We start from the raw sequence: 12,809 nt of genomic DNA, 5'->3' as shown, positions 1-12,809 counted from the left end.
CGTTGAGACGTTCGGTGGTTTTGGCGAAGGGGAAACACCCGGTCCCATCCCGAACCCGGAAGTTAAGCCCTTCAGCGCCGATGGTACTGCATGGGAGACCGTGTGGGAGAGTAGGACGCCGCCGGACTCATATTGCAGGAAGGCCCCGCCGTTTTCGGCGGGGCCTTTCTCATTTCTCAGCCCCGGGGCGACCCGGTCAGTATTCGGTTCGCGTTGCCGAGCCGGGTGGCGACGGCCGCGCGCTCCCGGTCGAGTTCGGTCTTGTGCCGGGCGATCAGACGCTTCTGGTAAGCGGCCTCAACACTCGCCCAGATGTCGACGAGACGGGCTTCGTGCTTGCACCGCACGTCCGCCACGGCGGTCGCGGTTTCGACCTCGGTGACGCGGTGCCCGGGCCCGTCGATGAACCGCCGGTCGCGGTTGGCGTCCCTCGGCGTCGCGTACGCATGGCCCGCCCGCTTCATGCAGCGGCTCCAGGCGGCGAACGCGGTGCGAACGCGGCTGTCCTGCGCCGCCGTTCGCAGGCTGGTGAAGGCCAGGCGGTCCGCGAGCGTCCCGTCGGACCGGGCGCCGGCGTTCAGTGTCCGGCCGGCCTCGCCGACGCAGCCGCCGTCTGGGACGTCCCGGCCGCGGATCTTCGCCGGCCCGTCGCCCCAGGCGGCCTTGCGCGCCCGCGGCGGCAGGTCCGGCCGCGGCGGCCGCTTGGTGATCTCGGGGCTGCTGTAGCCGAGCCTGCCCGCCCGCTCCTCGTCGGCGAGACCGTAGCGGCGGGCGTTCTGGGAGAACGGCGGGGGCGCCGGGTCTCCGAGGTCGAAGGTGATGCCGTAGCGCCGGAGGCATGCGGACACGAGTTTCTTCTCCGCGCGCTGGACGGTCCTCCGCTGCGCGGGGCTCGTCCGGTAGGCGTCGAGGGGGAGGGTGAGCGCGTCGACGTCGCCGACGTGGCGGACGCGGACGGCGGGCTCGTCCGGGCGCTGGGTCGCGCACCCCGCGAGGACGAGCGGGACGAGCAGCGCGGCGGTCGCCCGTGCGTGGTTCACGGTGGGTGCCTCTCTCGCATCGCGAACGGCGGGTCCGGGCGGCGCGGGGTTCCACGCCCGGACCCTCTCATCGGGTCAGGCCGCGTCGAAGGAACCGAGGTGGTCGTTGATCCCCGGGTTCAGGTTCCCGTCGGTCTCGTCCTCGAGCTCCTGCGACTGGCCGGTGAAGTTGGGCTCGCTGTAGACGACCTCGTTCCAGACGGTGTTGAGGTTCCGCCACGAGCTGGCCGTCTGCTGGACGTTGTGGCCGTTGGGGAAGCGCTGGCCGCCGAAGTCCTGGACGTTGTTGTCGTAGCAGCGGCTCGAACCCTGCTGGCCCGGGTCCTCCCAGAAGCAGCTCGTCGCCTGGGCGGGCGGCGCCACCGTGAGGCAGGCCGCCCCGCAGAGCGCGGTCGCGGCCATGAGGCGCCATGTCCTTTTCGCCATGTCGATCTCCCTTCACCCGCAGCGCCGGGATGGCGCCGATCCGTAGTCGGGCGAACACAGATTGTCATGCGAGTGGTCGGCGGAGAAGTGGGCGGAGGCGCGTCTGACCTGGTGGGCAGGCGTTCCTGCCCGTCGCGGGTGCGGGTTCGCGACACGCCGGCGGTTTTTCGCGCGCCCGTGGACGCCAGTGGGCGGGTCCAATGTCGGAGCGGTGCTCTACGGTGAGGCCATGCCGCCGCTCTCGCCCCGCCTCCAGGAGATCGTCGACGCGCTGCCGCTCACGCCGGACATGCGCGTCCTGGAGATCGGCTGCGGGCCGGGCGCCGCCGCGCGGGCCGTCGCGGCCCGGCTCGACGGCGGCGGGCACATCCTCGCGATCGACCGGTCCGCGAAGGCGGTCGCGCAGGCGGAGGCGGCCGCGGCCGAGGAGATCGCGTCCGGGCGCATGAGCGTCCGGCGGGCCGCCATCGAGGACTTCGCGCTCCAGGCCGGTGAGGCGCCCTTCGACCTGGCGTTCGCCGTGCGGGTCGGGGCGCTCGACGGCCGCCACCCGGAGGCCGGGCGCCGCGCCGTGCGGCGCATCGCCGCGGTGCTGGCGCCGGGCGGCCGCCTCCTCATCGACGGCGGTGACCCGCTGCGGGAGATCCCCCTCTGACCGCGTGGCCGGACTGGTCGGGCGGGCCGGGCGGAGTCAGCGGCCGAGGGCCCGGTCGAGCGTGGCGGCCCACTGGGTCAGCAGGCGGGTGCGGCGCGCCGAGTCGTCGGTGAGCAGATCGGCGAGGCCCAGGCCGCGGACCAGGTCGAGGGTCGCCTGGACGGTCTCGCGGACGCCGGGGACGCTCTCGTCCGCGCCGAGCGCCTCGACGGTGAGGCGGTGCGCCTCCCGGCCGACGCGGGCTTCGAGGGGGACCACCTGCGCGCGGAGTTGCTCGTCGGAGCTGGCCGCGACCCACAGCTGCAGCGCGGCGCGGAACAGCGGGCTGGTGTACATCTCGCCGAGCAGGGCCACCACGTCCAGCGTGGATGGGCGGCGGCCGGCGAGCCCGTCCAGGCGCTCGCGCATCTGGGTCATCCGCACCTCGGAGCCGTAGCCGACCGCGGCCGTCACCAGTTCCTCCCGCGTCCGGAAGTGGTGCTGGGCCGCGCCCCGGGAGACGCCCGCGCGCTCGGCGACCACGGCGACGGTGGTGCCGGCCCAGCCCACGGAGGCGAGGCAGTCGATCGCGGCCTCCAGGAGGCGCCGCCGGGTGGCGCGGCTGCGGTCCTGCTGCGGTTCGCGGGGGAGTGCCTGGGCGGTCATGGGTTCCTCGGCTCGACGGGCTTCCAGTCAACCAAACGGCCCCGAAGAAAAACAATCATGCGCGATTGATTTTTTCGGGCGGGGCTGGCAGTGTTCAGCCATGAGCCAACCGCTGCGGGTCGGGAACGCCTCGGGCTTCTACGGCGACCGCTTCGCCGCGGTGCGGGAGATGCTGGAGGGCGGGCCGCTGGACGTCCTCACCGGCGACTACCTCGCCGAGTTGACGATGCTGATCCTGGGCCGCGGCAAGATGAAGGACCCGGATGCCGGGTACGCCACCACGTTCCTGCGCCAGATGGAGGAGTCCCTCGGGCTGGCGGTGGAGCGCGGCACCGCGATCGTCGTGAACGCCGGCGGGCTCAACCCGCGCGGTCTCGCCGACCGGCTGCGCGAGCTGGCCGCGCGGCTCGGCATCGAGGTGCGCGTCGCCCATGTGGAGGGCGACGACCTGCTGGCGCGCGCCGAGGAACTCGGCTTCTCTGACTCTCCTTACGGAGCGCCCCTCACCGCTAACGCCTACCTGGGCGCCTGGGGGATCGCCGAGTGCCTGAAGGCCGGCGCCGACGTGGTGGTGACCGGCCGCGTCACCGACGCCTCGCTGGTGGTCGGCCCGGCCGCCGCGCACTTCGGATGGGCACGGGACGACTGGGACGCCCTGGCGGGCGCGACCGTCGCCGGGCACGTCCTGGAGTGCGGTGCCCAGGCCACGGGCGGCAACTACGCCTTCTTCGAAGAAATCTACAACGTAAAGGCGCCGGGCTTCCCAGTCGCGGAGATCCATGCCGACGGCTCCAGCGTCATCACCAAGCACGACGGGACCGGCGGCGCCGTGACCACCGAGACCGTCACGGCCCAGCTGCTCTACGAGATCGGCGCGCCGTCCTATGCCGGGCCCGACGTGACGACCCGCTTCGACACGATCGAGCTGGCCCAGGACGGGCCCGACCGCGTGCGGATCAGCGGCGTAAAGGGGACACCGCCGCCGCCGTCCACCAAGGTGTGCCTGAACCACCTCGGCGGCCACCGCAACGAGATGACGTTCGTCCTCACCGGGCTCGGCATCGAGGCCAAGGCGGAGTCGGTCAAGGCGCGGATGGCGGCCGCGTTCGGCGACGCGCCGCCGGCCCGGGTGGAGTGGACGCTCATCGGCGCCGCCAAGGCCGACCCGGCCACGCAGGGGGAGGCGACCGCGCTGCTCCGCTGCGCCGTCCTCGACCCGGACCCGCACAAGGTCGGCCGCGCGTTCAGCAACGCGGCGGTGGAGCTGGCCCTCGCTGGATACCCGGGCTTCACGATGACCTCCCCGCCCGGCAAGGGCGGCCCGTACGGGGTGTACTCGCCGGCGTACGTCCTCAACGAGGCCGTCGAGCACGTCGCCGTCACCCCGGACGGCACCCGCGTGCCCATCACCTCGGCACCGGTCACGGCGCCGATCACTGAGGCGATCGCGGCGCCGGGCGAGCAAGAAGGTGCCGCGTCCGTCCCCCAAGGGCCGGTGGCATCGGTGCCCCTCGGACGGGTGGCCGGGGCGCGGAGCGGAGACAAGGGCGGGGACGCCAACATCGGCGTCTGGGCCCGGACCGGCGCCCAGTGGGCCTGGCTCGAACCCTTCCTCACCGTGGAGAGGTTCAAGGAGCTGCTGCCCGAGACCCAAGAGCACACCGTCCACCGGCACGTCCTGCCCAACCTCCGTGCGGTCAACTTCGTGGTCGAGGGGCTGCTGCAGGAGGGCGTATCCGCCTCGACCCGGTTCGACCCGCAGGGCAAGGCCCTCGGGGAGTGGCTGCGGTCCCGCCTCGTCGACATCCCGGAGGCACTCCTTTGACCCTGAAGAGCACGCTGGACGCGCGGAGCCCCGAGTACCGGGAGCGCCGCGCCGCCATGCTGGACAAGCTCGCGGCGCTGGACGCCGAGCACGCCAAGGCCCTCGAAGGCGGCGGCGAGAAGTACGTCGCGCGGCATCGCAAGCGCGGGAAGCTGCTGGTCCGCGAGCGCATCGAGCTGCTCCTGGACCCCGACTCGCCGTTCCTGGAGCTGAGCCCGCTCGCCGCCTGGGGGAGCGACTTCCCCGTCGGCGCCAGCGTCGTCACCGGCATCGGCGTCGTCGAGGGCGTCGAGTGCGTGATCGTGGCGAACGACCCGACCGTGCGGGGCGGCTCCAGCAACCCGTGGACGGTGAAGAAGAGCTTCCGGGCGTCCGACATCGCGCTGGAGAACCGGCTCCCGGTCATCAACCTGGTCGAGTCGGGCGGCGCGGACCTGCCGACGCAGAAGGAGATCTTCATCCCCGGGGGGCGGATGTTCCGGGACCTGACCCGGCTGTCCGCGGCCGGGATCCCGACGATCGCGCTGGTCTTCGGGAACTCCACCGCCGGCGGCGCGTACATCCCGGGCATGTGCGACTACGTGGTCATGGTGAAGGAGCGCGCGAAGGTGTTCCTCGGCGGGCCGCCGCTGGTGAAGATGGCGACGGGCGAGGAGGCCGACGACGAGGAGCTCGGCGGCGCGGAGATGCACGCCCGCGCGTCCGGCCTCGCCGACTACATGGCCGCCGACGAGGCGGACGCGCTGCGCCTCGGCCGGCAGATCGTCCGGAACCTCAACCACCGCAAGCTCGGCCCGGCGCCGGGCCCGGTGGAGGAGCCCCTGTACGACGCGGAGGAGCTCGCCGGCATCGTCCCCGAGGACCTGAAGGTCCCGTTCGACCCGCGCGAGGTCATCGCCCGGATCGCGGACGGCTCGCGGTTCGAGGAGTTCAAGCCGCTCTACGGGACGAGCCTCGTCACCGGCTGGACGCGCGTGCACGGCTACCCGGTCGGGGTGCTGGCCAACGCGCAGGGCGTCCTGTTCGGCGCGGAGGCGCAGAAGGCGGCCCAGTTCATCCAGCTCGCCAACCAGAGCGACACGCCGCTGCTGTTCCTGCACAACACGACCGGCTACATGGTCGGCAAGGAGTACGAGCAGGCCGGGATCATCAAGCACGGCGCCCTGATGATCAACGCGGTGGCCAACAGCAAGGTGCCGCACATCTCGATCGTCATGGGCGCCTCCTACGGGGCGGGCAACTACGGCATGTGCGGCCGGGCGTACGACCCCCGGTTCCTGTTCACCTGGCCGAGCGCGAAGTCGGCGGTGATGGGGCCGCAGCAGCTCGCCGGCGTCCTGTCGATCGTGGCGCGGCAGGCCGCCGAGGCGCGCGGGCAGGCCTACGACGAGGACCAGGACCGCGCCATGCGGGAGATGGTCGAGGCGCAGATCGAGGCCGAGTCGCTGCCGTTCTTCCTGTCGGGCCGGCTCTACGACGACGGCGTGATCGACCCGCGCGACACCCGCACCGTCCTCGGCCTGTGCCTGTCCGCCGTCCACAACGCGCCCGTGCGCGGAGCCGACGGCTTCGGCGTCTTCCGGATGTGAGCGAATCAATGATCAACACAGTGCTGGTCGCCAACCGCGGCGAGATCGCCCGCCGCGTGCTGCGCGCCTGCCGGGGCCTCGGCATCGGGACGGTCGCGGTGTTCTCCGACCCCGACGCGGACGCGCCGCACGTCCGCGAGGCCGACACCGCCGGGCGGCTGCCCGGGGCGGCCCCGGCCGAGACGTACCTGTCGGCGGAGCGGCTCCTCGCCGTCGCGGCGAGCGCGGGCGCCGACGCCGTCCATCCCGGCTACGGGTTCCTGTCGGAGAACGCCGGGTTCGCGCGGGCCGTGCTGGACGCGGGCCTGACCTGGATCGGCCCGCCGCCGGACGCGATCGCCGCGATGGGCTCCAAGATCGAGGCCAAGAAGCTGATGGCCGCCGCCGACGTCCCGGTGCTGCCGGAGCTGGACCCGGCCGCGGTGACCGCCGCCGACTTCCCGCTGCTGGTCAAGGCGTCCGCCGGCGGCGGCGGGCGCGGCATGCGGATCGTCCGGGCGCCCGGCGACCTCCAGGACGCCGTGGCGGCGGCGCGCCGCGAGGCGGAGTCGGCGTTCGGCGACCCGGCCGTGTTCTGCGAGCCGCTGCTGGAGGACGCGCGGCACATCGAGGTGCAGGTCCTCGCCGACGCCCACGGCACCGTCTGGACGCTCGGCGAGCGCGAATGCTCGATCCAGCGCCGCCACCAGAAGATCGTCGAGGAGGCGCCGTCGCCCGCCGTCGGCCCGGAGCTGCGCGCCGAGCTGTGCGCGGCGGCGGCGAACGCGGCCCGCGCCATCGGCTACACCGGCGCCGGGACGGTCGAGTTCATGCTCGCCCGCGACGGCCGCTTCTTCTTCCTCGAAGTCAACACCCGCCTCCAGGTCGAGCACCCGGTCACCGAATGCGTGTACGGGGTGGACCTCGTCCGGCTCCAGATCGAGGTCGCCGAGGGCGCCCGCCTGCCCGAGGCCCCGCCGGAGCCGCGCGGCCACGCCGTCGAGGTCCGCCTGTACGCGGAGGACCCCGCGCACGACTGGCGGCCCGCCAGCGGCACCCTGCACACCTTCGAGGTGCCGGGCGCGGACGCCGAGTTCGCCGTCCCGGCGGAGCACGGGCTGCGGCTCGACAGCGGCGTGGAGAGCGGCGCGGAGGTCGGCGTCCACTACGACCCGATGCTCGCCAAAGTGATCGCGTGGGCTCCCACCCGGCCCGCCGCCGCCCGGCGGCTCGCCGCGGGCCTGCGCGGCGCCCGCATCCACGGCCTCACCACGAACCGGGACCTGCTCGTCCGCATCCTGGAGGAACCGGGCTTCCTGGACGGCGACACCGACACCGGCTACCTCGACCGCGTCGGCCTGAGCGCCCTGGCGGCGCCGCTGGCGGACGAGGCGGCGGTGCGGGACTCCGCGCTGGCCGCCGCCCTCGCGCTGGCCGCCGCGAACCGGTCGGCGGCGCCCGTGCTCGGCGGGCTGCCGTCCGGGTGGCGCAACGTGCGGTCGCAGCCGCAGCGCCGGACGTTCGAGGGCCCGTACGGGACGGTCGACGTCGACTACCTGCTGCACAGGGACGGCCTCACCTCCGAGCTGTGCCCGGACACCTCCCTGGTCAGCGCCGCGCCGGACCGGGTCGTCCTCGACCGCGGCGGCCTCCGCGAGACGTTCGCCGTCACCGCGGCCGGGGACGCGGTGCACGTCGACTCCCGCCTCGGTCCGGTGGCGCTCACCGCCGTCCCGCGGTTCGCCGACCCGAGCGGCCGGCTCGCCCCGGGCTCCCTGCTCGCCCCCATGCCCGGGACCGTCGTCCGCGTCGAGACCGAGGCGGGCGCGAAGGTCGCCGAGGGGCAGGTCCTCGTCGTCCTGGAGGCCATGAAGATGGAGCACCGCATCACCGCCCCGTCCGCCGGGACGGTCGCGGAACTGAACGTCGCCGCAGGCGGGCAGGTCGAGTCCGGCGCCGTCCTCGCCGTCATCGAAGCCGTCACCGAAGGGACCCCCGCATGAGCTTCGTCGAGACCGAGGAGCGGCGGGCGCTGCGCGCGGCCGTCGCCGAGCTGGGCGCGAAGTACGGCCCCTCCTACTACGTGGAGAAGGCCAGGGCCGGGCAGAAGACCGACGAGCTGTGGACCGAGGCCGGGCGGCTCGGGTACCTCGGCGTCAACGTGCCGGAGGAGTACGGCGGCGGGGGCGGCGGGATCGGCGACCTCGCCGCCGTGTGCGAGGAGCTGGCCGCCGCCGGGTGCCCGCTGCTGCTGATGGTCGTGTCCCCGGCGATCTGCGCGACGATCATCGCGCGGTCCGGAACCGAGGAGCAGCGCCGGCACTGGCTGCCGCGCTTCGCCGACGGGTCGGTGAAGATGGCGTTCGCGATCACCGAGCCCGACGCCGGCTCCAACTCGCACCGCATCACCACCACCGCGCGGCGGGACGGCGACGGCTGGGTGCTGAAGGGGCAGAAGACGTTCATCTCTGGCGTGGACGAGTCGGACGCCGTCCTGTTCGTCGCCCGCTCGCAGGACCAGAAGGGCAACCTGCGGCCCTCGCTGTTCATCGTCCCGACCGACGCGCCGGGCTTCACCTGCACGCCCATCGACATGGAGATCGTGTCGCCGGAGAAGCAGTTCGTCTGCCACCTCGACGACGTCCGGCTGCCCTACGACGCGCTCGTCGGCGACGAGGACGGCGGGCTGCTGCAGCTGTTCGCCGGCCTCAACCCCGAGCGGATCATGGCGTCCGCGATGGGCGCCGGCATCGGCCGGCTCGCGCTCGGCAAGGCCACCGCCTACGCCCGGGACCGGCAGGTCTTCAAGACGCCCATCGGCGCCCACCAGGGCCTCGCGCACCCGCTCGCCGCCGCGAAGATCGAGCTGGAGCTGGCCCGGCTGATGGCGCAGAAGGCCGCCTGGCTCTACGACGCGGGCGACGACGCGGGCGCGGGCGAGGCCGCGAACATGGCCAAGTACGCGACCGCCGAGGCCGCGATCCACTGCGTCGACCAGGCCATCCAGACGCACGGCGGCAACGGCCTCACCACCGAGTACGGCGTCGGGATGCTCGCCGGCGTCGTCCGCCTCATGCGCATCGCCCCGGTCAGCCGGGAGATGATCCTCAACTTCGTCGCCCAGCACACCCTGGGCCTGCCCAAGTCCTACTGATCGGCCGGAGCAACGGACACTCATCCTTTGCCTTACTTAGAGTAGTGATCTGACCACTCTAAGTACTTCCTCGGAGAGGATCGCGGAGGAAGTATCGGAAGGGCGAAAGGAACGATCAAATGAGCAGGTTTCTCTCGGTTCTTGTCCTGACGGCCGGCACGACCCTGGCCGGGTTCTTCGGCCTGGCGGCGGCGGCCTCGGCCGCTCCGGCGGCGCCCGCGGTCCACGCGCCCGCCATGGCCCACTGCGACTGCGGCTGCTGCGGTCACCACGACGGCCACGGTCACCACCACGGCCACGGCGACAACGACAACGAGAACACCAACATCAACATCAACGTCTGATCCCCGCCGGCCGCCGGCACGGCGGCCCGGCCGGCGCTGGCGGAGGTCCCTGCGGCCTCCGCCAGTCGCATTCCCCCCGCCGGACGCTCAGCCGAGCAGCGCGTCGAGCTGGGCCTCCAGCGGCACCGGGGCGCCGAGGCGGTTGTCCACCGCGACATGCGGCACCGGCGGCGGCTCCGCCGGGCGCATCCGCGCCGTGAACGCCTCGAACGCGGCCAGCTTGGCGGTGTCGCGGGACGAGCCGCGCGCCTCCAGCCGGTGGCGGAGCGTCCGCGCGTCCGACCGGATCCACACCAGCCGGACGGGCGCCCCGCCCAGCGCCGCGACCCAATCCGCCCACCGCGCCGCGTCCCGGATCTGGCCGGTGAACGGCCCGCTCAGCGGCACAGGGCACCCGTGCGAGCGGATCTCCCGGGCCGTGGCGGTCATGCCCGCGTACTCGTGCTTCTTGACGTGCTCGTCGTACCAGGGGCCCTCCCGCTCGCCGGGGTCGCGGGAGGCCGCCGCGAGGACCGCCGCCACGAACGGCCCGTACATCGTGTCCTTGTCGAGCAGTGCGGGCACCGGCCGCAGCCGTCGCAGCAGCAACTCCGCCACGGTCGTCTTGCCGGCGCCCGGCGCGCCCGCCACCACCCAGACCGCGGCGGGCGCCGCGTCGGCGGCCGTGCCGGTCACGCCGTCAGGCGCATGCGGCGCGTCGCCAGCCGCTCGATGCGCGCCTCGTCGATCTCGTGTCCGAGGCCCGGCTGCGTGAGCGGGACGCCGACGACGCCGCCGGACGAGCGGACGGGCGGCGTCACGAACACCGGCCCGCCCGCCGGGTCCGACACGTCGCTCGGCAGCGTGCAGCCCGGCAGGGCGGCCAGCGCCACCGCCGCGGCCTGCCCGATCCCGAAGGCGCCGGTTCCGCTGCACCACACGTCCCAGCCCGCCGCGTACGCCAGGTCGTGGGCGCTGCGCGCGGCGGTCAGCCCGCCGAGCCGGTCCAGCCGCAGGTGCAGCGCCCGGCCCGCCTCCGCCGTCAGCGCCGCGTCGAGGGTCTCCAGGTCGCCGACCGCCGGCGCGACCGCGGTGCGGAGCCGCAGCTGCAGCCGGGCGTGCGCGGCCAGGTCGCCGGGCGGGAACGGGCGCTCCACCGCCGCCAGGCCGTAGGCGTCCAGCGCCTCCAGCACCGCCAGGTGCTCGGGCGACTCGGTGTAGGCGTGCCCCGCGTCGGCGACGAGGGCCAGCGCCGGGTACGCCTGCCGGATCACCCGGACGGGCTCGATGTCCCAGCCGGGGCGGATGTCCAGCGTGACGCGGGTGTGGCCCGCGCCGACCGCCTTGTTGACGCGGGCCGAGACCGTGTCGAGCGCCGGCTCCGGGGAGATCCGCGCGCCCGTCACGATGGACGTGCGGGTGCCGCCGAGCGCGTGCGCGAGCGGCAGGCCCCGCGTCCGGCACCACAGGTCCCAGCAGGCGGTGTCCACGGCCGCGGCGGCCTCGCTGGCGCCGAGGTCGGCGGCGGCGGACACGTCCTCGGGCCGGTCCCAGTCGAGCCCGATGAGGGCCGGGGCCATCCGCGTCTCGATGTCCGCCCACGCGGCGTCCGCGCCCGCGGCGCCGCCGGGCACGGCCATCTCGCCCCAGCCGACCGCGTCGCCGCCGGCGAGGCGGACCAGCACGCTCTCCGGCCGCCGCCCGCGCGGCATCGCCACCTGGAAGGCGTCGCAGCCCTGGATCAGAGGCACCCTCACCCGCCCTTTCGCCGAGGTCGTCTCCCTCTATGATCCACCCGCGCGGGCGCGGTCGGTCACGGGCAGCTGTCCTCCAGCGAGACCGGCTTGGTGTCGGGCTTGGGGGAGGACGACGTGCCCGGCGCACCCGACGAGGGGCTCTCCGGCCCGCTCGGCGAGGCGCTCGGGGAGCCGCTCGCGCTCACCGCGCGCGGGTCGCTGTTGACGGCCTCGGACGCCAGCTTGCGGATCAGCTTGAAGTCGGGGTTGCCGGTGTAGATCAGCGGCGGCACGAACTGCAGGCTGCGGATCCCGGCGCCGTCCTTGACCTTGTTGGACAGCTTCACCAGTGCGGGCAGCAGCTCCTGCGGGATGTCGGTGGCGAGGGTGCGCTTGGCGGCGGCGGCGAGCTTGTCGAAGCTGGTCAGCACGGTCTGCGGGTCGGCCTGCTCGGCGATCGCGCGCATCAGGCACTTCTGCCGGCCCATCCGGACGTAGTCGCTGCTGTTGGTGCGGGAGCGCCCGTACCAGAGGGCCTCCTTGCCGCCCAGCTTGCGGTAGCCGGGCTGCAGGACCGCGCCCTGCTGCCCGTACGGGATCGGCTCGGTGATCTTGAGTCGGACGCCGCCCATGGCGTCGACGATGTCGGCGAAGCCGAACATGTCGACGAGGATGTAGTAGTCGACGCGCAGCCCGAGGATGCCCGCGATCGTGGCCTTCAGCAGCTCGGGCCCGCGGTGGTTCTTCGGGACGCCGGGCACCACGTCCGGGTGCTGCTCGGCGTACTCGTACACCTCGTTCAGCAGCCCCGGGTTCAGCGGGCCGTCGCCGGTGAAGCCGTAGGGGAACCGGTCCCTGGCCGGGCCGGGCGGCATCTGGAAGCGCTCCAGGTTGCGGGGCAGGCTCAGCAGCACGGTGTCGCCGGTCTCGGTGTCCACGCTGGCGAGCGTCATGCTGTCGGTGCGCACGCCGGTGCGGTCGGCGGCGGCGTCGCCGCCGAGCAGCAGGATGTTGACGCGGGCCTGCCCGTTGAACGGGTCCTCGGTGTCGACCTTTTTACCGTTCTCGCTGCCGGTGCGGAAGATGCTGGTCAGCGCGTCCCGGTAGACGTAGGTGCTGTGCGCCGACCACGCCACCGGGACGCCGACGGCGAAGCACATCACCGCGACGGACGCGGCGCCGAGCGTCTTCGCGCTGATCGACATGCCCAGCGGCCGCAGGATCTGGTACGAGCGGATCACGACCAGGATCCACAGCACGCCGAACGCGACGAGCGCGGCCGCCACCCGCTGCACCACGTCCGGCTGGACGGCCAGGTGCAGCAGGTCGGACCGGTACACGGTGGCGGCCGCGGCCAGCGCGGCGGCGATCGCCGCCCACAGGGCGAGCAGCAGCGAGCCGGCGATCCGGCGGCCGGTCTGTCTCTTATAAACATCT

General features: G+C 73.6%; 12 protein-coding genes and 1 rRNA gene. 7 read left to right on the top strand and 6 right to left on the bottom strand.

Annotated elements, in window-relative coordinates; translation table 11 throughout:
• Positions 1-10: 10 nt before the first annotated feature.
• Positions 11-127 (top strand): 5S ribosomal RNA (gene rrf, locus ETD96_RS30185).
• A 49-nt stretch (positions 128-176) separates the two neighbouring features.
• Here rrf and ETD96_RS30180 read toward each other — a convergent pair.
• Entirely contained in the window at positions 177-1,040 is an 864-nt protein-coding gene (locus ETD96_RS30180; RefSeq protein ID WP_138639884.1) for a hypothetical protein, read from the bottom strand.
• 75 nt (positions 1,041-1,115) lie between these two features.
• Complete coding sequence (locus ETD96_RS30175; RefSeq protein WP_138639883.1) at positions 1,116-1,466, bottom strand: peptidase inhibitor family I36 protein; 351 nt, start codon at positions 1,464-1,466, stop codon at positions 1,116-1,118.
• Between the two features lie 229 nt (positions 1,467-1,695).
• Here ETD96_RS30175 and ETD96_RS30170 point away from each other — a divergent pair, with 229 nt between their 5' ends.
• Positions 1,696-2,121, top strand: coding sequence for an SAM-dependent methyltransferase (locus ETD96_RS30170; RefSeq protein WP_138639887.1), 426 nt, complete (start codon positions 1,696-1,698; stop codon positions 2,119-2,121).
• 36 nt (positions 2,122-2,157) lie between these two features.
• Here the strand turns inward: ETD96_RS30170 and ETD96_RS30165 are convergent, their stop codons facing one another.
• A complete protein-coding gene (locus ETD96_RS30165) occupies positions 2,158-2,766 on the bottom strand; it encodes a TetR/AcrR family transcriptional regulator (RefSeq protein ID WP_138639882.1) in 609 nt (202 codons plus the stop codon).
• A gap of 100 nt (positions 2,767-2,866) precedes the next feature.
• Here ETD96_RS30165 and ETD96_RS30160 point away from each other — a divergent pair, with 100 nt between their 5' ends.
• The 5 genes from ETD96_RS30160 to ETD96_RS30140 all read left to right on the top strand — a co-directional run bounded on the left by ETD96_RS30160 (position 2,867) and on the right by ETD96_RS30140 (position 9,657).
• Positions 2,867-4,591 carry an acyclic terpene utilization AtuA family protein gene (locus tag ETD96_RS30160; protein WP_138639881.1) on the top strand — a complete coding sequence of 575 codons (1,725 nt, stop codon included), beginning with the start codon at positions 2,867-2,869 and terminating at the stop codon, positions 4,589-4,591.
• The gene (locus tag ETD96_RS30155; RefSeq protein ID WP_205719517.1) at positions 4,588-6,180 is read left to right on the top strand and encodes an acyl-CoA carboxylase subunit beta; all 1,593 of its coding nucleotides are present in this window, start codon (positions 4,588-4,590) and stop codon (positions 6,178-6,180) included. The genes ETD96_RS30160 and ETD96_RS30155 overlap by 4 nt, the downstream gene beginning before the upstream one ends.
• An 8-nt stretch (positions 6,181-6,188) precedes the next feature.
• Positions 6,189-8,162 (top strand): acetyl/propionyl/methylcrotonyl-CoA carboxylase subunit alpha, encoded by a 1,974-nt coding sequence (locus ETD96_RS30150; protein WP_138639880.1) that lies wholly within the window; start codon positions 6,189-6,191, stop codon positions 8,160-8,162.
• Positions 8,159-9,313, top strand: coding sequence for an acyl-CoA dehydrogenase family protein (locus ETD96_RS30145; RefSeq protein WP_138639879.1), 1,155 nt, complete (start codon positions 8,159-8,161; stop codon positions 9,311-9,313). Before ETD96_RS30150 ends, ETD96_RS30145 begins: the two co-directional genes overlap by 4 nt.
• Before the next feature lie 119 nt (positions 9,314-9,432).
• Positions 9,433-9,657 carry a hypothetical protein gene (locus ETD96_RS30140; protein ID WP_138639878.1) on the top strand — a complete coding sequence of 75 codons (225 nt, stop codon included), beginning with the start codon at positions 9,433-9,435 and terminating at the stop codon, positions 9,655-9,657.
• A gap of 87 nt (positions 9,658-9,744) precedes the next feature.
• On the opposite strand, the gene ETD96_RS30135 is transcribed toward ETD96_RS30140, so the two are convergent.
• From ETD96_RS30135 to ETD96_RS30125, 3 genes are all read right to left on the bottom strand, one after another.
• Positions 9,745-10,332 (bottom strand): P-loop nucleotide/nucleoside kinase family protein, encoded by a 588-nt coding sequence (locus ETD96_RS30135; protein ID WP_138639877.1) that lies wholly within the window; start codon positions 10,330-10,332, stop codon positions 9,745-9,747.
• Positions 10,329-11,387: an enolase C-terminal domain-like protein gene (locus ETD96_RS30130; RefSeq protein WP_138639885.1), complete on the bottom strand. Its 1,059-nt coding sequence runs from the start codon at positions 11,385-11,387 to the stop codon at positions 10,329-10,331. Before ETD96_RS30130 ends, ETD96_RS30135 begins: the two co-directional genes overlap by 4 nt.
• A 62-nt stretch (positions 11,388-11,449) precedes the next feature.
• The gene (locus tag ETD96_RS30125; protein WP_240808326.1) at positions 11,450-12,712 is read right to left on the bottom strand and encodes an LCP family protein; all 1,263 of its coding nucleotides are present in this window, start codon (positions 12,710-12,712) and stop codon (positions 11,450-11,452) included.
• Between the last annotated feature and the right edge of the window lie 97 nt (positions 12,713-12,809).

The organism is Actinomadura geliboluensis (genome assembly GCF_005889745.1).
Classification (GTDB): Bacteria; Actinomycetota; Actinomycetes; order Streptosporangiales; family Streptosporangiaceae; genus Spirillospora; species Spirillospora geliboluensis.
The sequence above is the reverse complement of the archived record's forward strand: the minus strand, read 5'-3'. Positions and strand labels throughout refer to the sequence as shown.

What these genes read in the sequence shown, in the direction of transcription:
- ETD96_RS30175 (WP_138639883.1), bottom strand. Translation starts at nt 1,466, where the DNA reads ATGGCGAAAAGGACATGGCGCCTCATGGCCGCGACCGCGCTCTGCGGG.
- ETD96_RS30170 (WP_138639887.1), top strand. Translation starts at nt 1,696, where the DNA reads ATGCCGCCGCTCTCGCCCCGCCTCCAGGAGATCGTCGACGCGCTGCCG.
- ETD96_RS30165 (WP_138639882.1), bottom strand. Translation starts at nt 2,766, where the DNA reads ATGACCGCCCAGGCACTCCCCCGCGAACCGCAGCAGGACCGCAGCCGC.
- ETD96_RS30160 (WP_138639881.1), top strand. Translation starts at nt 2,867, where the DNA reads ATGAGCCAACCGCTGCGGGTCGGGAACGCCTCGGGCTTCTACGGCGAC.
- ETD96_RS30150 (WP_138639880.1), top strand. Translation starts at nt 6,189, where the DNA reads ATGATCAACACAGTGCTGGTCGCCAACCGCGGCGAGATCGCCCGCCGC.
- ETD96_RS30145 (WP_138639879.1), top strand. Translation starts at nt 8,159, where the DNA reads ATGAGCTTCGTCGAGACCGAGGAGCGGCGGGCGCTGCGCGCGGCCGTC.
- ETD96_RS30140 (WP_138639878.1), top strand. Translation starts at nt 9,433, where the DNA reads ATGAGCAGGTTTCTCTCGGTTCTTGTCCTGACGGCCGGCACGACCCTG.